This window comes from Corynebacterium sp. MSK195, from assembly GCF_030228885.1.
GTDB lineage: Bacteria > Actinomycetota > Actinomycetes > Mycobacteriales > Mycobacteriaceae > Corynebacterium.
Genome location: NZ_JASPGT010000002.1, coordinates 290,710 through 312,530 on the forward strand (window position 1 = coordinate 290,710; position 21,821 = coordinate 312,530).

Genomic DNA, 21,821 nt, shown 5'->3' on the forward strand with positions numbered 1-21,821 from the left:
TCACGTGAGGTTTAGAGAAGTTGTGCGCCCAAACTGATGACTACGGGCGCAAGGCCTAGAACGATGAATGCTGGCAGGAAGCACACCGCCAGCGGGAGGGCAATAAATACTCCTGCGCGCTCCGCCTGCGCCGTGGCGTGGGCGGATGCTTCCGCGCGCAAAGAAGTACAGATTCGGTGGCATCCGGCCGCGATGGTGGCGCCGGATTGGCCCGACATGATGACAAGCTGCGCTAAGTCCGCCAGCCCCGCATGGCCCTTCATGTGGCCCCACGCGGAGTGCGCGGGAACGCCCACGCCGAGCAGCGCGGCGACGGTCTCCCACAGATCCTTGGTCTGGGCATCCGCGGTGCGGGCCACCGCGGTGGTGGCACCGTGCACGGACAGCCCTGCGGCCAAGCACGCTGCGAAAAGTTCGACGTCGCCGGCTACTGCCAGTGGATCCAGCGGTGCTGCGGGCTTGAGCTTGCTTATCAGTCCCCCGCGCGCGGTCGGGCCATCGCGCGGGGTCTTGGCGGTCGTCTCGGTTGCGCTGGCAGGTGCCAAGCGGGCGGTGTGCGGCGGCAGGCCAACGAGGGCGGCGAGGGCGATAAAGATGAGCGGGGTCATGCGGCCGCCTTCCGGATGATGACGCGCGACCAGGCGAATCCGCCGCAGGCCAGCGCCACGCCCACCACGAGGAGAATACCGCCTAAACCGCCGTCTAAAAGGAAGCCGAGCGAGTTAGCGCCCATGGATCCTCCCATGGCGATGCCGGCTATGGGCAGGCACGCTAGCACCGTGGCGGTAGCTTGGGGGCCTTGCAGGCTGGCGGAGGTGGATTGCTGGTGGCGTCGGGAAGCGTCGAGGCGGCTTTGCGCTTGGTCGAGCAAGCTGGCCACCGCTATGCCGTGATAGGTGGACAGCTCTAATAGGTGGCCTAGGCGGTTAAGTTCCGGCAGAGCCTTGCCGCCCCGCGCATCTATCAGCGCCATGTGCGGCGGCGCACCGCGCGCGGCGAGGACGGCCGTGGATTCTAGTGCTGCGGATACCTCGCGCGGGGTGGTGGCTGGAAGGGACTCCACGCCGCGGGCAAGCGCCCCAGCCAAGGTCGCCCCTGCGCGCAGGTCCGCGGTAACCACGCCTAGGTAGGCGGCCAGCCCCTCGCGGCCGCGCCGCTCCGCCCGCGCGGCCACCAAGTCTTTGACGTACCAGGACACGCACCACGCGATAATGGCGGCGGCAATGGCAATGCTGATGCGTCCCACCGAGTAGAAGACCAGGCTGCCGCAAAAGACCGCGCCTAGGATAACCACGGAGCTGGTCTGTGCCCGGCGCGTGGCTGAGGCCAAGCGGCCGGCACTCGAGGGCGCGGGTATAAGCAGCGCAGCGGCAAGGATGAGGTAGCTAAGCATGGCTGGCCTCCCCGGCATGCTCCCCCAGCAGCTGCGCGGAGAATTCCGCGAAGCCGTCTGCCGGACCAGCTTCGGCACTCCAGATGATGCGCGGGGTCACTGGGTTTCCCTCGAGCACGCCAATATGGGCAAGGCGGCGGCCCTGTGGGGTGCGCTCCATAGTCAGCACCATGTGCACAGCCGCAGCCAATTGCGAGTGCAGCGCCGCACGGTCCAAGCCACCGAGGGCGGCGAGGGCCTCCATGCGGGCTGGTACTTCAAAGAGGGAATTGGCGTGCAGCGTGCCGGCGCCGCCGTCGTGGCCGGTGTTGAGCGCAGCAAGGAGATCCACCACCTCGGGGCCGCGGATCTCGCCCACCACGATGCGGTCCGGCCGCATGCGCAGCGCTTGGCGCAGCAGTTGTGACATCGTGACCTCGCCGCTTCCCTCCGCGTTGGCCCGGCGCGAGACCACGCTGACGCAGTGCGGGTGGTGTGGGGAGAGCTCGGCGGTGTCCTCGATAACGAGGATGCGTTCGCGCTCGGAGACGGTTCCCAAAAGCGCGGAGAGCAGGGTGGTTTTGCCGGAACCGGTGCCGCCGATGACGAGGAAGGAAATCCGCTTGTCCACCACGGCGCGCAGCAGCGCCGCGATGTCTTCTGGCAGCGTGCCATTGTCTACAAGCTGGGGCAGGGTGGTCTGCGCTTGGCGCAGCACTCGCAGGCTCAGGCAAGTCCCGGCCACTGCGGGCGGGCTTAGCAAGGCGTGGACGCGCAGCACGACACCATCGGGGCGAGTAACGCGGCCATCGGCAAAGGGCTGCGCATCATCGAGGCGCGTGCCTGAGGCTGCCGCAAGCCGGCTGGCCAGCTGGCGGACCTCGGCATCATCGCGGAAGGTGATATCGGTGCGCTCAAGGCCTTCGCCGCGGTCCATGAATACCGCGTGTGGCCCGTTGACTACGACGTCTGTGACGCCCTCGCGCCCCAGCACCGCATCGAGCGGGCCCATCCCGGTGGCGTCTTGGCGCAGGCGGCGCAGCAGGTCAAGCACTGCGACGTCACTAATCACGCCTGCTTCTGCGCGAATGCGCCGGGCCAGGGCTGCCGCATCATGCACCACGTCGGGCTCGGCGGCAATGATGCGCTGCATCTTTTCCAGCGTTTCTTGTGTTGCTTTATGCTCGCTCATGCGCCAACCTCCTCGAGGACCGCGCGGGCGGCCTTGCGCAAGGGTGCGGGGAGGCGCTGCGGCAGGCCACCGATTTCTACCGCGCGGGTGAGGCCCCGGAGCGTCGGCAATTCTGCCAGCACCGTGCTGTGGACGATGCGTTCTACTTCCGCCGCGCTTAACGACGCCCACTGGCGTTGCCGAAGCACCATCACGCACCTGCGCCGCGCAGCATCAAAGCGCACCAGAAGTTGTGCGGCCGACGCGGCCGAGCGCACCTCCGCGGCCGCCACGATGACCACGTGGGTACAGGCATCCGGGATGGTCTCCGGGGTGCAATCCACCACGCATATCCCTTCGCCCGCATGGGCCGCCCCTACTACCCGGGCAAGCAGGTCCTTGTCCAAGCGGAAGGGATCCGCGACGGTGCTGCGCGCGGCCGAGAGCACCGCTACCCCATCAGGCGTGGATGGCAGCGCGCGGTAGAGATCGGCGGCATCGATGCTGCCATCGCCCACGGTAAGCTCCGGCCAGCGCGCCCCCGGTTCCGCTTCTACACCGAGCAGGAGGTCGAGGCCGCCGGAGTATGGGTGGGCGTCGATAAGCAGGGCGCGACCGTCGGCTGCGCATTGGGTGCGGGCCAACGCGGCCGCGAAGGTCGAAGCGCCCACCCCGCCGCTCGCGCCCACCACGGCGATGGTCGCACTGCCCGGCCGCGCTTCCTGCGGCGCGCCCGCAGCGGCAATGCTCGCCAGCAACTCCTTAACCTGGGCGGGGATGATAAAGGCGCTCTCCGCGTGGCAGGCGAGCGCCGCCTCGTAATCAATCGGTCCGGGGTCCGCGGCCAGGAAAAGCACCGGCGCAGGCGCGGTGTCGGTGCGCCGCGCTGCTGCCACCACGCGGGCCATGAGGGAATCAACCAGCACCGCATAGGCGCCAGGCAAACTGCGCGGAATATCGCGGGGATCGGTCACGGTCAGCACATCGTGGCTGGTCGCAGCCGCGGCGTGAACGGCCTCGGCGCGCAGCGCTTCGTCACCAATGGCGACGACGATGACGGCGGAATCAGGGTGTAATGCGTTCATGCCTCATAGCCTGAAGCATCCGCGCAACCGCAGCGAGGCTCCGGTGGCGGCGCTGTGGATAACCCGCCAGACGTCACCATGCAGACGCGATTTGGTTGTCGTTTCAACCAAAAATCTGTGGATAACCGGCGCCGCACGGCGGTAGATATAGGTGACGGCCCGCGCATCGGGGGGGTGTGCGCGCGGGCCGTCAGTAACCCGGCCTCGGGGGGGTGAGCCGGGGCAGGCCGCACGGTATATCGGGGCCTTGCACGCCTTATTATGACATGTTCGCCACCCAATCACAACAGCTAACAGCAGATTTCCACGGTCACGGCGCTGACCTGCACCGAATGCATGTTCACCCAGCGCCACCCCCACGCGGACTCCCAATCCCACATTAGTGACATACAAATCACCGCTAACGTCAGCCACTTCTACACCAGCAAGCGCTAAGTGCGGCTACACTCGACAGCACATCATGACTACTTCCCGCGAGCCCCGTCATCCCCGCCGCGCCACCACCCGCGCTGGCGGCGACCCCGCACGCACCGCGGCGTTTTTCGATCTCGATAAGACCATCATCGCCACCTCCTCGGCCTATGCGTTTGGCCGCGAGTTCCTCCACAACGGGCTCATCTCGCCGGCCGAAGCACTGCAGCTATCACTCGCTAAGGCCAGCTATATGTTCTCCGGTTTGACCAGCGAAGGCATGGATTCCACCCGCGACCAACTCACCGCAATGGTCACCGGGTGGTCCGTGGACGAGGTGCGCGCCATCGCCCGCGACACCATGCATCACGTGGTCACGCCCTCCATTTATGCTGAGGCGCGCGAACTTATCCGCGCCCACCGCGCCGCTGGCCACCACGTGGTTATCGTCTCTGCCTCCGCGGCCGTGCTGGTGGACATCATCGCAGAAGAACTCGGCGTCGAACACGTCATTGCCACCGAGTTGGCAGAGGAAAACGGCCGTTTTACCGGGGAGGTGCTCTTTTATTGCAAGGGCCCCACTAAAGCAGAGGCACTGGAGCAGACCGCAGCGGCAGAAAACCTCGACCTTAATGCCAGCTACGCCTACTCGGATTCCGCTACGGATATCCCGATGCTAGAAAAGGTAGCCCACCCCGTCGCCGTCAACCCAGACAAGCAGCTAAAGCGCCACGCCCTCGCCCACGAATGGAATATCCGCTCCTTTAAGGACCCGGTGCCGCTCCTTCCTGCACCGACCGCCAAGGAAATTGGAATCGGCGCCTCCGTTCTGGCGGGTACCGCGGCAGTTATCGGCGCTGGCCTGTGGCTAACGCAGCATCCGGGCCGCCCTGGCCCGCCCAAGCGGGGCCCACGGCGCGCCTCTTAGGCCGCGCGAGCAATCGCGTCGGCTTCTTTGCCACCGGCGGTCCAGGCGGCGAGGTGGGTTAAGAGGGCGTCGGCAAGCGCGGTGCGATAATTGTCCACCGCGGCGGCATACTCGGCGCGGTGGCGGGTGTAGTAGACCTCGGGCACGGCAAAACCGCGCGGGTCAAAGCCCGTATGCACCGCGGCGAGGCGGGAGGCAACGCGCGCGACGAGGCCACTGCGAGGGCCAAAGAACTCGCCGGCGGCAATCTCGGCATGGACCACGCTCGGCAGCAAGAGATCGAAGGCAGGGCCGCCACCCTGCGCGATGAGCCGGCCCAACCCTTGCAAGCGCGCACTCTCGCCGGCCGGAATGCCGGTACCGCCGGCCGCGACGTCGATGCGCGCCAGCACCTGCAGCGGTGCCCGCGCAAAGGATCGCACCGTAGCATCTAAGAGTTCCGGGGCGGCCACGGAAAAGGCACTGACAGCGCTGGCCAGCGGCCCTTCTTCCATATCTTCTGGTCCCGGATTCGGGGGGATGGCGTGGCCGTCCAGCGCCACGCTGGCACGGGCGCCGCGCATGAGAGATTCGGCGGAGATGACCTCAAACTTGCGCAATCCTGCAGGTCGGCGGTGTGCACGGGCAATGGCAGCGGCGGCCTTTTCTGCACTTTCTTTTACCCCCGGCAGGCGAAACAGCGGGGATAACGCGTCATTTTCTGACATATCCATTAGGATAGCCGTGGAAGTCCCTAAGTATGCGTGGCACCATGGGATAATAGTGATTCCATTATTGTTGGGGACATTACAAGGTTTAGATAAACGCGAGGAGAATTAATCGTGAGCAACGATGGACTTTTTACCGACGGTACTGATCAATTTGCACCGAAGGTGAACTCGATCCCTTTGAGTGACGTGGATACATCCTCGTCCGAGACCTCGGTAGGCCAGCTGGTCTCCAACGCCACCGAGCAGATGTCCCAGCTCGTGCGCTCCGAGGTGGAACTAGCCAAGACCGAGCTGGCAGAGTCTGCTAAGAAGGGCGGCATCGGTGCAGGCCTCTTCGGCGGCGCAGGCACCATCGCGCTGTATAGCTCCTTCTTCTTTTTCTTCTTCCTGGCCGAGCTTCTCGCCGTCTGGCTGGACCGCTGGGCAGCGTTCCTGATCGTTTTCTTGATCATGATCGTCCTCGCCGGCATCCTAGCCTTCGTTGGCCTGAAGAACGTCAAGCAGGTCAAGGCCCCGCAGAAGACCATTGACTCCACCAAGGAACTCAAGAACTTGGTTCCGGGCAAGGCGCAGAAGTCCCTGGACCGTAAGAACACCAACGGCCTCTACACCTAAACCGGCAGGCGCCACGCGTACGTGCACCCCTCTATCCGCCCTAGCTAGCCTGGGGCGGATTTTGTGTACTTCCGCCCCCCTCTTCTCTACCGTTTCTGCCCCAACTATAGAAAGGCGGCACCATGGCCTTCGCACCCCTGCCCCCCTCGACGGTGGAGCTGGATGGACCTTATGCGCATGAGTTCGTCCACACCCGCGGCATTCGCCTGCACGTCGCCACGGCGGGCGATAGCACGCAGCCACTCGTGGTGCTCATCCACGGCGCCTTCGGCGGATGGTTCGATTACCAGGACGTCATAGCGCCGATTGCACAACGCGGCTTCCACGTCGCGGCCGTGGATATGCGGGGCTTTGGTATGTCCGATAAGCCGCCCATTGATGCGGGGCAGGATATCCGCACTTTAGTGGGCGATATTAGCGGGCTCATTCAGGCCTTGGGCCATGACGACGCCTTTGTGGTGGGCGCCGATACGGGTGGCGCCGTGGCATGGTGCTTGGCGGCAGAGCGCCCTGAGCGAGTGCGCGGCCTGGCCTCCATTTCCGCCGCCCACCCGGTGGATCTGCGCCGCGCGATTGCTGCCCGGCCGTGGGACTTTGGGTGGATTAACCTGCGCTCGTTGCTGTGCCGCCTGCCGCGCGTTACCCGCGCCCAAAACCTGCTGCTTAGCCCGCGCGCCTACCGCAAGGAGTTGGAGCTGGATACGGGGCCTTCGCTTGCCGACGCCACCCTAGACCGCATCCTCGATCTCCGCCTGCGCGCCTCCCGCATCGGCAGCGTCCGCCGTGGAATCTTGTGGAACCACCGCATGCGCACCGCCGTGGTCCCCTTGACCTGGATAGAACTGACAGTAGAGCGTCCCGTGCTCTTCATCCACGCCCAGCAGCGACTGTGGAACCCCGTGGTCCGCCGCGCCGCCTCGCGCGCCCGCCGCGGATTTACCGCCACGACCGTCCCCGGCGCGAAGAACCTTCCGCACCTGGAAGCACCGGCGGATTTCGTTTCCACGCTAGCGGCCTGGCTACAAGAACATCGCTAGTGCGCCACGCACTCCCCGGTATCAACCGGGTGGGTAAGCCGCGTGATGTCTCCGATCTGGGCGTTGACCTCATCGGCGGTTAGGGCATAGCCCGTCTCGGAATCATCCACCGAAGCACCGAAGACCACGCCGAGGACCTCGCCGGCCGTGTTGACCAGCGGCCCGCCGGAATTTCCTTGTTGGATCTTGCCGCGCACGGTGTAGGAATCTCGTTCCACGCGACCATGCGAGTAGATATCCGGTCCGGAAATGGTGATGCGATCGCGCACGCGCGCCATCTCGGCGTCGAAAGGCCCAGAGTGCGGGAAGCCCATGACCATGGCATCATCGCCCGTCTGGGCCGGGGCCTGGGCCCACGGCAGCGGATCGATGCCCAGGTCGCGCGAGTGCAGCACGGCCACATCCACATCCGGGTTGTAGTAGACCACGGTCGCGTCCTTGAGGCCCAGCTTGGTATCCAAGCGCACGGTCTGCGTGCCGGCCACTACGTGAGCATTGGTGATCACGTAGTCATCGGCCGCCACGAAGCCGGAACCCATGAGGCGGCGGGAGCACTCTTCGGCGTCGCCAAGCACGTGAATGACAGACGGCCGCATGCGCCGCACCATCTCCGGATCCTGCACGTCTGGGTCCGGCTCTTCTACTTCCTCAGTGCTAATCGAGTTTTGCCACGGCGAGACTAGCGGCGGCAGGCCGGACTCGTTGAGCATCGCCGCCACCCCATTGGGCAGCGACGCTACCTGCGCCGGCGCGGCCGAGTTGAGGTTGCCCAAGATGCGGGAATCGCGCAGGCCCTGACCGGCCGCACCGCCTAAATTGGTGGCCACGGGGATAGAAATGAGCCAAATAACCACCAAGGCGGCAAAGGCTTGAAAAACCGCACCCACGGCGGAATCAAGGCGCTGCGTCTTGCGCGCCTTCATACGATCGCGCACGCTGCCACCCAACGAGGATCCGATAAGCTGCCCGACGCCCACAAAAAGCACCAGGATTCCCACCAATAGCAGCAAGCGCAGCGAGGGCTGCTCCACCAAGCGCAGGGCGGCCGGGGCCACGGCAATGCCTAGCACTACCCCAGCGCCCACACCAATGGAGGCCAATACCGCCGCGAGAGCGCCATTGCGCCACCCACTCAGGAGCGCTATGAGGACGGCGACCACAATCAAGCCGTCAACGATGAGCGCAGGAGTCATGGCTATGGGTTCTTTCTATCTGGGAGTTAAAACGAATACGTACCGCGGCACAAGCGGTTAGGACATCTTCTCATTATTGCGGGAGTTTGTGAGGGAGTCACGCAGGTCCATGACTGAATTGTTATCCCATGGAACGCTCCACCCGGCGTGCTGCAATAGTGCCGAGAGCACGCCGGCGGTAAAGCCCCAAATGACGTAGCCATTGGCGTGAAATGCTGGTCCTTGCCACTTTCTAAAGCCCACCATGAAGCGGTTGCGCGGATCGATCAACTCCCGGATAGGCACGAGAAACACGTCATCGGTTTCATCGGGGCTGGCGGGATAGACCTCCCCCGGATGGGCCCAATGCGCCAAAATGGGGCTCACCGGATTGCCGGTGGCGCGGATATGCAGCTGCTCCCACTGCTCCAGCGGGGTCACGGAGTTGCGCTGCAGATCCGTTTCCTCCCAGGCTTCCCGCAGCGCGGTATCCACCAGGGAGGTATCGGCGGGATCCCGGCGGCCGCCGGGAAAGGCTATCTGGCCCGAGTGCGAGCGCATGGACGGCGAGCGATGCGTGAGCAAAATGCTGGCCTCCTCCGCGCTCTCACCGCTCAGTAGCATGAGCACGGCCGCTTCCCGCTTGACCGGCACCTGCACATTGGTGCCGTTGAGGGACGAAGCCTGGCGGTTGCCAATGAGCTCTTGCACCTGGCTGGGGTCTACCCCCAGCGCCGGCTTGAGCCAATCTGGTGTGCGCTCGGGAAGGAGTTGACTCATGCCGCAATCGCCTCCTCCACGGCCTTTTCAATCTCCGCTGCGGAGCTAAACGGCTGCGCAAATTGCTTGCGCACCTCACCGTCCTTGAGCACCACCGTCACCGGCACCACGCCCGGCAGGCCCAGTTCACCGGCAAACTTATTATCCGAATCCTGGAAGCTCGGCAGCTCCACGCCCAAGTCATTCAAGAAAGCTGCACCATTTCCCGCATTTTTATCCGCATGCACGCCCACAACCTGCCAGTCTGGGTGCGCTTCCGCCACATCCTGCAGATAGGGAAGCTCCGCGCGGCACGGCTCGCACCACCACGCCCACACATTGACCACGGCTACGCCCTCATCGGCGGGCTTTCCGGCGTCCGCACCGCCTAAACACTCCAGCTCTACCCCAGCCACAGTGCCGGCCGGGCAGTCTGGACGCTGCGGGACTTCTTGTGGGGAAGCCTCGCTTGGCGACGCCTCCTCGGATCCGTCCCCACCCCGCAACTGCGAGACCCCAGCTACCGCAATGACGGCAATCAGGATCGCGGCAATTACCGTGCCAAGGACGTAGTTCTTCATACCGTTAGCCTAGCGCCCACGAGCGGCTGGACACATATCCCACAGAACGCATGCATCGCACTCCGGCGTGCGCGCATGGCAGACCTGGCGCCCGTGGAAGATGACGCGGTGTGAAAACATCGTCCACTCTTCTTCCGGCACGAGCTTTGCGATGTCCCGCTCAATCTTGACCGGCGTCGTCTCCCCCGTCAGCCCGAGCCGCTGCATGAGGCGGCCGAAATGCGTATCCACGGTCAGCCCGGGGATCCCGAAGGCATTTCCGAGCACCACCAGCGCGGTCTTGCGCCCGACCCCGGGCAAGCTGGTCAGTTCCTTGACCGTGCGCGGGACCTCGCCTTGAAAATCTGCCACCAGCTTCTCCCCAATGCCCAAAAGGTGCCCCGCCTTGGCGCGCTGAAAGCCAAGCGGCCGCAGGATGCTCTCCAAGTCCGAGCGCTGCGCGGAAGCATAATCCGCCGCCTCGGGGTAGCGAGCAAAGAGTTCAGGGGTCACCGAATTCACGCGTTCATCCGTACATTGCGCGGAAAGAACGGTGGCAACGAGCAGCTGTAGCGGGGAGTCATAATCCAAGGCACACCGTGCATCCGGGTACTTCTGCGCCAAACGCCGATTTATCTCCGGTGCGCGCAGCTCCGGCGCGCTGGCCGCTGACAGTGCTGAATTCATGGGGTTTAGCTTAGTAGACTAGGAAACCATGATTTCACTCGTGATTCTGGTGCCACTTGCCATCGCCCTTTTCGCCCTCCTGATGGAAAAGCTTGAGGCAGTCGTTTTTGCTGACTAGGCCGGAAAACTGCTGGCCTGAACCGTGCCCTAGCACGAGTAGAGTTTCTATAGTGTGACAAAATTTCACTGAAGTACCAAAAGTGACCAATTACACTGTAAGATGAAATCCGTTACACAGTGACCCCGCTTGTTCCGCATTGTCGAGTGCACGAAAGACCGCACCCAGATGTGGCACAGGCTCATCTATGGACTTTCGTAGTCGACATCCAAGGAGTAAAACGTGGAAGGCGTACAGGACATCCTCTCCCGCGCCGGAATCTTCCAAGGCGTTGATCCCGTTGCAGTGCAGCACCTAATCGAGCAGATGGAGACCGTGCGCTACCCGCGCGGAACCACCATCTTCGACGAAGGCGAGCCTGGTGATCGCTTGTACATCATCACCTCGGGCAAGATTAAGCTCGCCCGCCACGCCCCGGATGGCCGCGAAAACCTCCTGACCGTCATGGGCCCATCCGATATGTTTGGCGAGCTGTCCATCTTCGATCCGGGCCCGCGCACCTCTTCCGCAGTGTGCGTGACCGAGGTTCAGGCAGCCACCATGAACTCCGAGCTGCTCAAGAAGTGGGTAGGCGACCACCCCGAAATCGCCCAGCAGCTGCTGCGCGTGCTGGCTCGCCGCCTGCGCCGCACCAACGCTAACCTGGCTGACCTCATCTTCACCGACGTTCCGGGCCGCGTGGCAAAGACCTTGCTGCAGCTGGCTAACCGCTTCGGCGTCCAGGAAGGCAGCGCCCTGCGCGTGAACCACGACCTCACCCAGGAAGAGATTGCCCAGCTGGTGGGCGCTTCCCGTGAGACCGTCAACAAGGCGCTGGCAACCTTCGCGCACCGCGGTTGGATCCGCCTCGAGGGCAAGTCCGTGCTCATCGTCGATACCGAGCACCTCGCCCGCCGCGCTCGCTAAGACCGCGCCGGCTCACGACCCCGCCTCGGCGGGGTTTCGCTGGTTTTACCCCCCTTAACCAGTTCCACACCGCACTTGCGGCCACGGTACGCTCCACACCGTACTGCCTGCGGACCATACCGCGGCCGCACGTCGACCCTGCGCACCTCCTACCTCAGTCCACAGCACAATTAAGCCCCTCTTCCCACCAATGAGGAAGAGGGGCGAATGGAGATAGGCTTATTTAGCCTCGCCGTCCAAGTACTTCAGCGCGGTGCGCGTGGACTGCTCCGCAGCGTGGCGCAGCACCGGGTCCACATCGTCATACATCTCGTTGACCAGGGTATTCAGATCTACATCATCGCCTAGGCGGGAGCGGATCTCCTTAATCTGGTCAAGGCGGTAGTGGCGGCGGTCAATGTACTTGCGGGCCACCTGAGAGGTGTCATCCAAGTCTGGTCCGTGTCCCGGGAACAGCGCAATATCCTTCCCGCGCTCTTCCAAGGTGTCGAGGGTCTGCAGGTAATCGGCCAAGTTACCGTCCGTCTCCGAAAGGAGAACGGTGTGGCGGCCGGCGATGGTGTCACCGGAGATAATGCCTTCGAGGCGGGAATTTCCTACCTCGCCGCTCCACACAAAGAAGCAGGTGGAATCCGCGGTATGGCCTGGGGTGTGAACGACCTCGAGACTTGGGGTGATGCCATCGAGGGAGATGTGCTCGCCGTCCTGGAGGGCCTCGGCACCATTGCAGTAGCTCGGATCGAAGGCACGGATGGGGGCGCCGGTCATCTGCCGCAAGCGTTGTGCGCCCGAAGCGTGGTCATCATGGCGGTGGGTAATCAAAATCAAAGCCACCTCACCTGCGTTGCGGTGCACAACGTTGAGATGGCCTTCATCCTCGGGACCCGGATCCACGACGATCGCCCGAGAGTCTTCAGCGGCGCGAATAATCCACGTATTCGTCCCCTCAAGGGCGGTGTAGCTGGGGTTATCACAAAGGACTACGCCAACGGACTGGCTGACGGGACGCAATTGACTATATGCGGGGTGCTCCATAGTTACTAGCCTATCCGATCAAGCAGCAATTTCTACGATTAGTTCGATCTCTACCGGGGCGTTTTTAGGCAACGCAGCTACGCCCACTGCGGAGCGAGCATGCTTTCCAGCATCCCCAAAGACCTCACCGATGAAATCGGAGGCACCATTGATAACTACCGGTTGGTCTGCATAGGCCGGATCGGAGGCTACAAACCCCACGATTTTTACCACGCGGGAGACATTGTCCAGGCCAACTTCGGCATCGATAGCGGCAAGAGCATTCAGCGCCGCGATACGAGCCTGTTCCTGGGCTTGTTCCGTGGTGACTTCGGCGCCAACCTTGCCGGTGAGCGGCAGGGCGCCTTCCACGAGAGGAAGCTGGCCAGAGGTCCAGACCTGATCACCCACGCGCACGGCCGGCACATAGGAAGCTAGCGGCTTGGCGACGCCCGGCAGCTCATACCCCAGCTCCCGCAAGCGAGCATGAAAGCCCATTTACTCTGCCACCTCGCGCTTGAAGTAGGCCACGACGTTTTCCGGGTTAGGACCCGGGGTGACGGTGACCAGTTCCCAGCCATCTTCACCCCAAGAATCGAGGATCTGCTTGGTGGCGTGGGTAAGGACAGGTGCGGTTGCGTATTCCCATTTAGTCATGGGGTCCATTCTAACTATTAAATACGCACTATGCCGTCTAAATTCTTAAATGCCGACGAGCTCGCCACCTTGGGCCAAGTAGTGGGCCCAGTCCGTGATGTGGGGGTTCTTGCGCAGCAGGGCTCGGCGCTGGCGCTCGGTCAGCCCGCCCCACACACCGAACTCGACGCGATTATCCAGGGCATCGGCGCGGCATTCGGTCAGCACCGGGCAGTGGCGGCAAATGACGGCCGCCTTGCGCTGTTCCGCACCGCGAACAAATAGGGCATCCGGGTCGCCCTTGCGGCATTTGGCCTGGGTGACCCACTCACCACGCTCGGGATTTCGGGCTGTATTAGACATTCCAGCAGTCTTCACACGAACGGTCATGGGTGAGTGTGCTCCTTCCCAGACGGAATACTATGTAACGCATCTGAGTCTATTCATCCAGGTAGAAGATTGTCTAACACGTCACACTTTAGGGGGTGCGAGTGATCTTCCACCTACCAAGGGCAACCACGTAGTGTATGGGGCGTGACTGTCATCAAATCTTTGGCCAAGATAGCCCTGTCTACGGTCTTGGTAGGCGCGCTCATCGCCCTGGCTCTTGCCCCCTTCGCGGGCATTTCCGGTGTAGCGATTGCCCGCACTAACGAAACCATGCAATCTGACCTGCAAGATCTGACTGCCGGCAATATCCCAGGCGTCACCACGATCAAAGACGCCAAGGGCAAGGACATGGCTTATGTCTTCAGCCAACGCCGCCACCCGGTGGAGAGCAAGAAGATCTCTAAGGCCATGAAAAACGCCATCGTCTCCATTGAGGACGAGCGCTTTTATGATCACGAAGGCGTGGACTTCCAGGGAAATTTCCGCGCGCTATGGACAAACCTGACGTCAGGCGGCGTCTCCCAGGGCGCTTCCACCATCGATCAGCAGTACGTCAAGAACTACCTCTTGCTGGTCTCTGCCACCACCGATGAAGAGCGCGCCGCGGCCACCGAGCAATCCGCGGCCCGCAAGCTGCGCGAGATGCGTATGGCCACCAAGATGGATGCGGAATTGGATAAGGAGGACATCCTCACCAACTATCTCAACCTGGTGTCTTTTGGTAACCACGCCTATGGCGTCGAGGCGGCGGCCCGCACCTACTTTGGCACGCATGCTTCCGAGCTCACGGTGCCGCAGGCAGCAATGCTGGCCGGCATGGTCCAATCCTCTGAGCGCCTCAATCCCTATACCAACGCCGAGGAAGTAACCGACCGACGCAACCTAGTCCTGCAATCCATGGCGGATAATGGCCATATCAAGCAACAGGAAGCGGATAAGTATAAGGAGGAGAAGCTGGGCGTCGGCAAGAAGCCCAAAACGCTAGCCAATGGCTGCATCGGCGCCGGCGACCGCGGTTTCTTTTGTGATTATGTGCTGAAATACCTGGATAAGAAGGGCATTAGCGAGGAACAGCTAGCGCGCGGCGGCTACACCATCAAAACCACGCTGGACCCAACGGTGCAAGACAAGGCCCTCGAGTCAGTACAAAACCACACCAATCCGGATGCCCAGGGCGTGGCTGAAGTCATGAACGTCATCAAGCCAGGCAGGTCGGACCGCAAGGTGCTGGCCATGGTCTCCTCGCGCGATTACGGCCTGGACCTAGATAAAAATGAGACCATCCTGCCGCAGCCCTACTCCTTAGTGGGCAACGGTGCAGGTTCTATCTTCAAGGTCTTTACCGCCGCGGCCGCGCTCGAAGCGGGCTATGGCATCAAAAACACCGTGGATGTGCCCACCCGCTACGAGGCGGAAGGCCTAGGCCACGGCGGTGCCGCCGGCTGCCCAGCTGACCGCTACTGCGTGGAAAACGCTGGTGCCTATAAGGCCACGATGACGCTACAGGAAGCGCTGGCGCACTCCCCCAATACGCCGTTTATCAAGCTCACGGAGCAGGTAGGCGTGGCACCCATCGTCGATATGGCCGTGCGTTTAGGCCTGCGCTCCTACGATGACAAGGGCAGCTTTGATAAAGACACCTCGATTGCTCAGCACACCAAGGACGCCAACTCCGGCTCCTTCACCTTGGGCCCCGACCAGGTCAACCCGCTGGAGCTTTCCAATGTCGGCGCCACGCTGGCCGCGGATGGCAGGTGGTGTGAGCCTAACCCCATCTCCCAGGTCACGGATAAGGAAGGCAACGAGGTCTATCTCAAGGAAACCCCGTGTGAGCAGGCCGTTGATAAGGACGTAGCCCGCGCGATGAGCAATGCCCTGTCCGAGGACGCCAAGCAAGGCACCGCCAAGGATGCCGCCCAAGCGGCCGGTTATTCCAGCCCAATCGCGGCCAAGACCGGTACCACCGAGTCCAACCAATCCTCCGCATTTTTGGGATTCAACGAGGGCATTTCCGCCGCGCCGTATATCTATAACGATGGCACCTCCACCGTCCCGCTATGTACCGGGCCGGTGCGCCAGTGCGCGGGTTGGGGCAACCTCTACGGCGGCTTGGAACCGGCGCAGACCTTCTTCAGCATGGCTACGCAGCTGCCGATAGCGACCAAGGCCGGACTGCCGAACTACAACAAGAAGTACGACAACGGCACCACGGCCGATAAGACCCTTGATAGCCTGCGCGGCAAGTCCGAGGCCGAGGCCCGCCAGACCTTGGAGTCCAAGGGCTACGTAGTCAAGACCTCCCGGGTCATCGGCGGCAATGTTCCTTATGGCCGCGTGGTTCGCGCGATTACCGGCAAGGACGGCAAGAAGAAGGGCGCGGAGATTACGCTGCAGCTTTCCGACGGCGCCGGGGCCTCCCAATCCCCCTCCTCCGGCGTGGCCGACGCCAACTCCACCGGCGCACAAAATAGCACCGGCGGCGGTAATGCCGACGGTGCTACGAGCCCGGGCCGCTCGACTGGCGGCACAGGCGGCGGAAGGGGCAACGGCGGTGGCGGTACCGGCGGCGGGTTCTCGCCGGAAGACTTTGGCATCCGCCAAGAGGACATCGATAGCTTTGCCAACGATGTCCGCAGCCTCCTTGGCCGCTAAGCCTCGCCCGTTGCGGTCTCGCCCGTTTTAGCTCAGCTGGGACTTGACCTCAGCGGACAGGCGCTTGCCATCCGCCTGGCCGGCGGCCTTGGCATTGGCCACCTTCATTACTGCACCCATCTGCTTCATGGTGGGTGCTTCGCCGTTTTCGGCCTCAACCTCCGCGATAGATTCCTTCACCAAAGCTTGTAGCTCGGACTCGTCCAGCTGGCGGGGTTGGTAGGCCTCGAAGAAGGGGACGTCGGCAAGCTCGGCTTCCGCCAGCTCCGGACGGCCGTTGTCCTCATAGACCTCGGCGGACTCGCGGCGCTTTTTGATTTCGCGCGCAATCACCTTGAGGATATCGGCGTCCTCCAGCTCATGCCGGGAACCATTGGTCTCCTCGGCCTGGATGGCGGCCAGCAAGGCGCGGATGGCGCTGGTGCGCTGCTTCTCCTTCGCCTTCATTGCGGTTTTCAGATCTGCACGGATGGTTTGCTTTAGCTCGCTCATGCCTATCAATGTACGCCAGGTAGTGTGGTAGCCGTGAAACTTTTACGTATTCTTGGCGGCCTCACCGCTGCCGGCCTGGGCGCCGCGGCATGGGGCTATAGCGAACTGACCAAATTCGAGCTCAAGGAATATACGCTCCCCCTCCTGCCCAAGGGCACGCTGCGCGGTAAGCCGGAATTTCGGCTGCTGCATCTGTCCGATCTGCATATGATCCCCGGCCAGGAGACCAAGATTGCCTGGGTGTCTGCCCTCGACGCCCTGGAGCCGGACCTCGTGGTCAACACTGGCGATAATCTCTCCGATCAGCAGGCCGTTCCCGATACGTTGCGCGCGCTCGGCCCTTTGCTGGCCCGTCCCGGCCTCTTTGTTTTTGGCACCAATGACTACTGGGCGCCGCAGCCGGTTAACCCCTTCAAGTACCTGCTGGGCAAAAAGCGCGAGCCCTCCTATGTGGACTTGCCGTGGCGCGGCATGCGCGCCGCCTTCTTGGAGCACGGTTGGCGCGATGCCAATCAGGCCCGCCATGAATTCAAGGTAGGCAACGTCCGCCTTGCCGCCGCCGGCGTGGACGATCCGCACCACGATCTGGATGACTATTCCGAAATCGCCGGCCCGCCCAACGAGGACGCCGACTTGTCCCTAGCGCTCCTCCATGCCCCCGAACCCCGCGTGCTGGAGAAGTTTGCGGGCGATGGCTACCAACTTTCCCTGTCCGGCCACACCCACGGCGGCCAGATCTGCCTGCCCGGCTCCCAGGCGTTGGTTACCAATTGCGGCATCGATCGCGACCGCGTGCAGGGCCTCCACGACTTCGGCCCGATGAAGATGCATGTCTCCAATGGCCTGGGCACCTCCAAATTCGCCCCGGTACGCCTCTTCTGCCGCCCTTCCGCCACTCTGCTGAAAATCACCGAGGTGGACTAAACCCAGCCACCTGCCGTTTTGTTGATTGCGCTCAGCTTGCGTTAAAGTATCCAGGTACCGCTTTTCAAGGCGGAACGCCGGGATATGGCGCAGGTTGGTAGCGCGCTTCGTTCGGGACGAAGAGGTCGCAGGTTCAAATCCTGTTATCCCGACCAATAGCCCGCAGCTTTGCTGCGGGCCTTTTTCGTTATTACGCCAGCATTCCCGTAAATAGCGCCACGGCAACCAAGATGGCGGAGAAAATCCACGCAATTGGGAAAGCCAGCTTGAGGTATTTACCCATCTGACCTTCCGCAAGTCCCAGCGCCAGCCACAATGCAGGAGAGAAGGGCGAGACAAAGGTGCCCACCACGTTGCCGATAATGAGCGCGCAGGCCGCACCCATGCCGCTGACCCCAAAGCTTTCAACAGTTCCTTGAACAATAGGAAGCACTGAGAAGTAATAAGCATCCGTCGAGGTCAACAAATCAAGCGGCACACCGAAGAAGCCCACGATCACATGGAGGTGCGGTGCGACGCCCTCTGGTAGAACGTTCACTAGTGTCAGTGCGATTTCCTCAAGCATCTTGGTTTCATTGAGGACGCCCAAGAACATTGCGGCGGCAAGGATAACGCCTGCCATGGCCAAGGCGTTTGGCGCATGCCGTCGCAGGGCCTCACCCTGCTCCATGGGACCGCTGAAGTTGATAGCCAGAGTGATGGTCGTGGCAATGAGAAAGGCTGGGGCGGGCGGGACTACGCCCGAGAGCAAGGCCACTAGGACTGCAAGTGCAACGATGATATTGACCACGGTTACCCAGCGCCCTGTGCGGATGTGGTAGCCCAATTTATGTTGTTCACGCACCTGTGCAGCAGCGAATTCATCGGCCAATGCGTTAACGTCCACTGCAGTACCGCCTGCACATTCGCCGCTTTCGCGTAGCCCCGCAACGCGGCGCTGTTCCCACCACCCCAAAAGCGCAGCCAAGAGGAATACCAGCACAATCGCCACGCCTTGAATAGGCAGGAGTTGCACCCAGATGGCATTGGGCTCCTGATCGACCACAGCACCGGCGCGGCCCAGCGGGCCGCCCCAAGGAACCATGTTCATGACCGAGGCGGCCATCGCCACAATGGTAATGAGCACGTAGCGCGACATGTTCAGCGCACGGTAGAGCGGCAAGAGGGCCGGGATGGTGATGAGGAAGGTAGTAGAACCCGATCCATCAAGGTGCGCCACCACACCAATCGCCGCAGTGCCCAGCGTTACGGCCATGATCCTTCCCCGGGTGGCCTTGATGAGCGCGCGAATGACTGGGGTAAACAGGCCGACGTCTTGCAAAATGCCGAAGAAGATAATGGCGAAGATAAACATCACCACGACGTTGATGACGGAATTTAAGCCCTCGCTGAAAAAGTCAGATATTTCACCTAGACCAAATCCACATATTAAGGCACCAACCACGGGTACCAGCGTCATGGGGATAATGGGATTTACTCGGCCGCGGATCAAAATTCCCACCGTCACGAAAATGATGATGAGGCCCATGGCCGTGAGCCCGAGCGGGGTCTGCATAGTGCTCCTTCAAAAGTCGACAACTCACCATGTCCTACGCTACGAATACAAGCGAGTGTGACTCAGATTAAACCCCGGCTATCGACAACGCTACTACTACCCCCAAAGTCCACACCGATTTAAATTGAATTACCTATAGATAATCGCCACCACGAAGCAGTTCGCAATGCCTGAAAAAGTCCCACTGTAGCAAAAGCATTCTGGGAATTACACGGATTTTTCCGCAAAAATTGCAGCTAGACCCCCACATATGGGAAACGACGCGGTGCCCCTACAGCGCCGCGTCGTCCCTATTCCCTATCACTCACAACGGATTGGAGAAACCGTTCGCCTACCCCCTAAGTAGGCTTTGTGAGCAAGACCAACTGTAGCACTCGCGCAATGCAAACGGTAGCGCGAATCAAAGTTCCCAGCTTCCACCAATATTTTCTATTCTTAGGTGTGTTTTTTCAGACTTAATGAACCGTAGGTTTGGTTTTTCCTGTGGATGGAGCCCACCACTTTGCACTCAGCCCAATGAGAGTGATGGCGAGCAATACCGCAACGCCGGTCCACAGGATGGCCGGCTCGCCTTCGTTGCCCGCCGTTGTGACGGCCGCGGTAGTCCAATTCAGCGGCAAAAGATTAGAAACAATCTGCCAAACCTTAGAAACACCGGCAATTGCCGCGGATTTCCACAGCCATCCCACCAGCGCGGTCTGGCCGATGCCAAACAGCGCCGCGAGGATGCTGCCGGCAGTGATGCCGCATAGCCCGAGTAGGCCGCGGGTGATGGCCGCCATGGACAGCGCGCCTAGAAGGAGCGCCGCGCCGGCCCACACCGCCGCCACAGGGGTAAATCCGGTGGCGAGCACAAAGAGGAGGATTTCCCCGATGGCAACCGCGGCTAGCGTGCCGCCGAGGACTGTCAACCATGGGCGGAATCCCATCTGCCATGCCACACCGGCCGCGGCGCCTGCGAGCAAGACCAGGGCGGAGACCAGCATCGCCACGATAGGGCTGAGCAGATGTGCTGGGCCGTCGGTCGCGGTATGCGCCGGCGGCAGGGCACGCTGAATTTCACCCACATTGGTCTGGTTTTGGGCCGCCATGGTGGAGAGCTTGCCGGCGCCGTCATCAAGCTTGTCCACGCCCTCCTGCGCCTCACCGACGCGCTTGTTCAGCTCCGCGATGCCCTCGTTAAGCTCCTGTGCGCCAGAGACGGCTTGGTTCACGCCATCGTGATAGGCATAGCCGTTGACCGCCAACTGATTGGATAGATCGCGCGATCCGTCCTTGAGCTTCTTGAGCTGATCGGTCACCGAATTATCCAGGCGGAAATTATTCACCTGCGCACGGAGATCGCCCAGCTGCGAGCGAATTTCCTTCGCTTCCTTGGACTTATTTCCTTCCAGGTCGCGCATCGTGCCGTCGATGGCCTGCAGAATCTGCCCCTGGACGGCACCGAGGCCCACCACCTGGTCCACGGCACCGCCGACACCATTGGCCAGCTCCGTTGCACCGCCACCGAGCGTATTAGTTCCGGACTGCAGCTGATTGAGGCCGGCCACCAATTCTTGGGAGCCCGTCGCCAGCTTGTCGACGCCCCCTCCGAGCTCATCCGCTCCCTTATTCAGCTCTCCCGTGCCTTCATCAAGCTGCGTGGCACCCGATTTCAGCATGCTCGCCTGTGCCTGCGCGCGGCTGGCCGCCTCGGCGGCTTCCTTCACCTCTGGCGAGGCGGAATTTTCCCGCGGCGCTCCAAACGGCTGCGCGGCGCTAGACCAGGTGTGGGCGGGTTCCCACTGCGCAAGGCCCGCCACCGCAGCGCCGATAATGAGCGGCAGGGCGAGCAGGAGGATCAAGAGGACGCTGCGCCACCGGGAGAGGGACGCAGCGTCTGAGGAGGCAAGGCGTGAGGTCATAATACTGAACCTATCCTTGCAGGTCACTCCCCTGTTGCAGGCGCGCCGAGCACCCCCGCAATGGCAGTTCCTCTACGATATATGGCATGTCCCACAATTATTCCCTAGCCCCTTCCCGCTACCTCGCCGCCGCGGCCATCGCGCCGCTGTGCTTCAGCCTTGTTGCCTGCTCCAACGATGCCGATACGTCCGCAGAACCGGAGTTCTCCGACGCCACCGCCGCAAGCTCCTCGGCCACGGAGACCTCGTCCGAAGAAACCACGGGCGAGCCCGCAACTTCGGAAGCCGAAGACACCGCCACCGAGACTGTGGAGGCCGAGCCTACTTCTGCGGCGGCAGCTCCCGCTGAGGAGACCGCAGAATCCGCCAACGAGGAGAGTGCAGCCCCGGCCGCCGTACCCGCCGACACCGGCCGCGGCGATTGCTCCCCAGAAGCGCTACAGCCCGCAGCTCCCACCATGACCAACATCCGAGTCAATAATTGCGATGGCCAGTGGGCCCACTTTGGCAAAGACAGCACGGATTGGACTGCCTGGGCACGCTATGAGGGCGGCCAGTGGGTAGCCATTGAATCCATTGGCACGGCAACCTCCGGCATGGCCGCCCCGTGCTACGACGTGGATAAGTGGGCCGCCGAGGGCGCTCCCGCCTTTGTTACGGAAAAGATGCGCCGCTGCGACTAGCCGCACAGCAAGAAACCGCCCCCATACCGTGCAGTAAAGC

Annotated in this window: 23 protein-coding genes and 1 tRNA gene; 8 read left to right on the forward strand and 16 right to left on the reverse strand. The window is 62.3% G+C overall.

Annotation, left to right across the window (positions count from 1 at the left end):
- Window positions 1-11: 11 nt before the first annotated feature.
- From QP909_RS03290 to ssd, 4 genes are read right to left on the reverse strand one after another with little or no spacing between them, the layout of a single operon-like run.
- A complete protein-coding gene (locus QP909_RS03290) occupies window positions 12-608 on the reverse strand; it encodes a type II secretion system F family protein (protein WP_284766122.1) in 597 nt (198 codons plus the stop codon).
- Window positions 605-1,393 (reverse strand): type II secretion protein F, encoded by a 789-nt coding sequence (locus QP909_RS03295; protein ID WP_284766123.1) that lies wholly within the window; start codon window positions 1,391-1,393, stop codon window positions 605-607. The genes QP909_RS03290 and QP909_RS03295 overlap by 4 nt, the downstream gene beginning before the upstream one ends.
- On the reverse strand, window positions 1,386-2,564 hold the full coding sequence (locus tag QP909_RS03300) for a TadA family conjugal transfer-associated ATPase (RefSeq protein ID WP_284766124.1): 1,179 nt from the start codon (window positions 2,562-2,564) through the stop codon (window positions 1,386-1,388). The genes QP909_RS03295 and QP909_RS03300 overlap by 8 nt, the downstream gene beginning before the upstream one ends.
- Window positions 2,561-3,628 carry a septum site-determining protein Ssd gene (gene ssd / locus QP909_RS03305; RefSeq protein WP_284766125.1) on the reverse strand — a complete coding sequence of 356 codons (1,068 nt, stop codon included), beginning with the start codon at window positions 3,626-3,628 and terminating at the stop codon, window positions 2,561-2,563. The genes QP909_RS03300 and ssd overlap by 4 nt, the downstream gene beginning before the upstream one ends.
- 460 nt (window positions 3,629-4,088) lie before the next feature.
- Here ssd and QP909_RS03310 point away from each other — a divergent pair, with 460 nt between their 5' ends.
- Window positions 4,089-4,967 (forward strand): HAD family hydrolase, encoded by an 879-nt coding sequence (locus tag QP909_RS03310; protein ID WP_284766126.1) that lies wholly within the window; start codon window positions 4,089-4,091, stop codon window positions 4,965-4,967.
- On the opposite strand, the gene QP909_RS03315 is transcribed toward QP909_RS03310, so the two are convergent.
- Window positions 4,964-5,680 carry an oxidoreductase gene (locus QP909_RS03315; protein WP_284766127.1) on the reverse strand — a complete coding sequence of 239 codons (717 nt, stop codon included), beginning with the start codon at window positions 5,678-5,680 and terminating at the stop codon, window positions 4,964-4,966. The two genes, QP909_RS03310 and QP909_RS03315, sit on opposite strands and share 4 nt — an antisense overlap.
- Before the next feature lie 105 nt (window positions 5,681-5,785).
- Between QP909_RS03315 and QP909_RS03320 the strand changes: the two genes are divergently transcribed.
- Window positions 5,786-6,292, forward strand: coding sequence for a phage holin family protein (locus tag QP909_RS03320; RefSeq protein WP_239278546.1), 507 nt, complete (start codon window positions 5,786-5,788; stop codon window positions 6,290-6,292).
- Between the two features lie 122 nt (window positions 6,293-6,414).
- Window positions 6,415-7,329 carry an alpha/beta fold hydrolase gene (locus tag QP909_RS03325; protein WP_284766128.1) on the forward strand — a complete coding sequence of 305 codons (915 nt, stop codon included), beginning with the start codon at window positions 6,415-6,417 and terminating at the stop codon, window positions 7,327-7,329.
- On the opposite strand, the gene QP909_RS03330 is transcribed toward QP909_RS03325, so the two are convergent.
- The 4 genes from QP909_RS03330 to nth are packed head-to-tail and all read right to left on the reverse strand — an operon-like array spanning window position 7,326 to window position 10,507.
- Complete coding sequence (locus tag QP909_RS03330) at window positions 7,326-8,522, reverse strand: MarP family serine protease (protein WP_284766129.1); 1,197 nt, start codon at window positions 8,520-8,522, stop codon at window positions 7,326-7,328. The genes QP909_RS03325 and QP909_RS03330 overlap by 4 nt on opposite strands.
- A gap of 57 nt (window positions 8,523-8,579) precedes the next feature.
- Window positions 8,580-9,281, reverse strand: coding sequence for an NUDIX hydrolase (locus tag QP909_RS03335; RefSeq protein WP_284766130.1), 702 nt, complete (start codon window positions 9,279-9,281; stop codon window positions 8,580-8,582).
- Window positions 9,278-9,841, reverse strand: coding sequence for a TlpA family protein disulfide reductase (locus QP909_RS03340; RefSeq protein ID WP_284766131.1), 564 nt, complete (start codon window positions 9,839-9,841; stop codon window positions 9,278-9,280). The genes QP909_RS03335 and QP909_RS03340 overlap by 4 nt, the downstream gene beginning before the upstream one ends.
- A gap of 9 nt (window positions 9,842-9,850) precedes the next feature.
- Window positions 9,851-10,507, reverse strand: coding sequence for an endonuclease III (nth, locus tag QP909_RS03345; RefSeq protein ID WP_284766132.1), 657 nt, complete (start codon window positions 10,505-10,507; stop codon window positions 9,851-9,853).
- Between the two features lie 340 nt (window positions 10,508-10,847).
- On the opposite strand from nth, the gene glxR reads away from it, so the two are divergent.
- Window positions 10,848-11,531, forward strand: coding sequence for a CRP-like cAMP-activated global transcriptional regulator GlxR (glxR, locus tag QP909_RS03350; protein WP_005323128.1), 684 nt, complete (start codon window positions 10,848-10,850; stop codon window positions 11,529-11,531).
- Between the two features lie 219 nt (window positions 11,532-11,750).
- Here the strand turns inward: glxR and QP909_RS03355 are convergent, their stop codons facing one another.
- Genes QP909_RS03355 through QP909_RS03370 form a run of 4 tightly spaced genes read right to left on the reverse strand, consistent with a single transcriptional unit; the run spans window position 11,751 to window position 13,571 of the window.
- On the reverse strand, window positions 11,751-12,566 hold the full coding sequence (locus QP909_RS03355) for an MBL fold metallo-hydrolase (protein WP_204610435.1): 816 nt from the start codon (window positions 12,564-12,566) through the stop codon (window positions 11,751-11,753).
- An 18-nt stretch (window positions 12,567-12,584) separates the two neighbouring features.
- Window positions 12,585-13,043 carry a RidA family protein gene (locus QP909_RS03360; RefSeq protein WP_198492395.1) on the reverse strand — a complete coding sequence of 153 codons (459 nt, stop codon included), beginning with the start codon at window positions 13,041-13,043 and terminating at the stop codon, window positions 12,585-12,587.
- Entirely contained in the window at window positions 13,044-13,202 is a 159-nt protein-coding gene (gene sp36, locus QP909_RS03365) for a Sp36 family protein (RefSeq protein ID WP_005323131.1), read from the reverse strand.
- A 45-nt stretch (window positions 13,203-13,247) separates the two neighbouring features.
- Window positions 13,248-13,571, reverse strand: coding sequence for a WhiB family transcriptional regulator (locus QP909_RS03370; RefSeq protein ID WP_005323132.1), 324 nt, complete (start codon window positions 13,569-13,571; stop codon window positions 13,248-13,250).
- 144 nt (window positions 13,572-13,715) lie between these two features.
- Here QP909_RS03370 and QP909_RS03375 point away from each other — a divergent pair, with 144 nt between their 5' ends.
- Entirely contained in the window at window positions 13,716-16,223 is a 2,508-nt protein-coding gene (locus tag QP909_RS03375) for a transglycosylase domain-containing protein (protein WP_284766133.1), read from the forward strand.
- A 27-nt stretch (window positions 16,224-16,250) separates the two neighbouring features.
- Here QP909_RS03375 and QP909_RS03380 read toward each other — a convergent pair whose 3' ends face one another.
- Window positions 16,251-16,715, reverse strand: coding sequence for a GatB/YqeY domain-containing protein (locus tag QP909_RS03380; protein WP_239278470.1), 465 nt, complete (start codon window positions 16,713-16,715; stop codon window positions 16,251-16,253).
- 33 nt (window positions 16,716-16,748) lie between these two features.
- On the opposite strand from QP909_RS03380, the gene QP909_RS03385 reads away from it, so the two are divergent.
- Complete coding sequence (locus QP909_RS03385) at window positions 16,749-17,639, forward strand: metallophosphoesterase (protein WP_284766134.1); 891 nt, start codon at window positions 16,749-16,751, stop codon at window positions 17,637-17,639.
- A 78-nt stretch (window positions 17,640-17,717) separates the two neighbouring features.
- Window positions 17,718-17,794: transfer RNA gene (locus QP909_RS03390), tRNA-Pro, on the forward strand.
- Window positions 17,795-17,829: 35 nt separating this feature from the next.
- Here the strand turns inward: QP909_RS03390 and QP909_RS03395 are convergent.
- Both QP909_RS03395 and QP909_RS03400 read right to left on the reverse strand, forming a co-directional pair.
- Window positions 17,830-19,194: a CitMHS family transporter gene (locus QP909_RS03395; protein ID WP_284766135.1), complete on the reverse strand. Its 1,365-nt coding sequence runs from the start codon at window positions 19,192-19,194 to the stop codon at window positions 17,830-17,832.
- A gap of 455 nt (window positions 19,195-19,649) precedes the next feature.
- The gene (locus QP909_RS03400; RefSeq protein ID WP_284766136.1) at window positions 19,650-21,098 is read right to left on the reverse strand and encodes a hypothetical protein; all 1,449 of its coding nucleotides are present in this window, start codon (window positions 21,096-21,098) and stop codon (window positions 19,650-19,652) included.
- Between the two features lie 86 nt (window positions 21,099-21,184).
- Here QP909_RS03400 and QP909_RS03405 point away from each other — a divergent pair, with 86 nt between their 5' ends.
- A complete protein-coding gene (locus QP909_RS03405) occupies window positions 21,185-21,781 on the forward strand; it encodes a hypothetical protein (protein ID WP_284766137.1) in 597 nt (198 codons plus the stop codon).
- The last annotated feature ends 40 nt before the right edge of the window (window positions 21,782-21,821 follow it).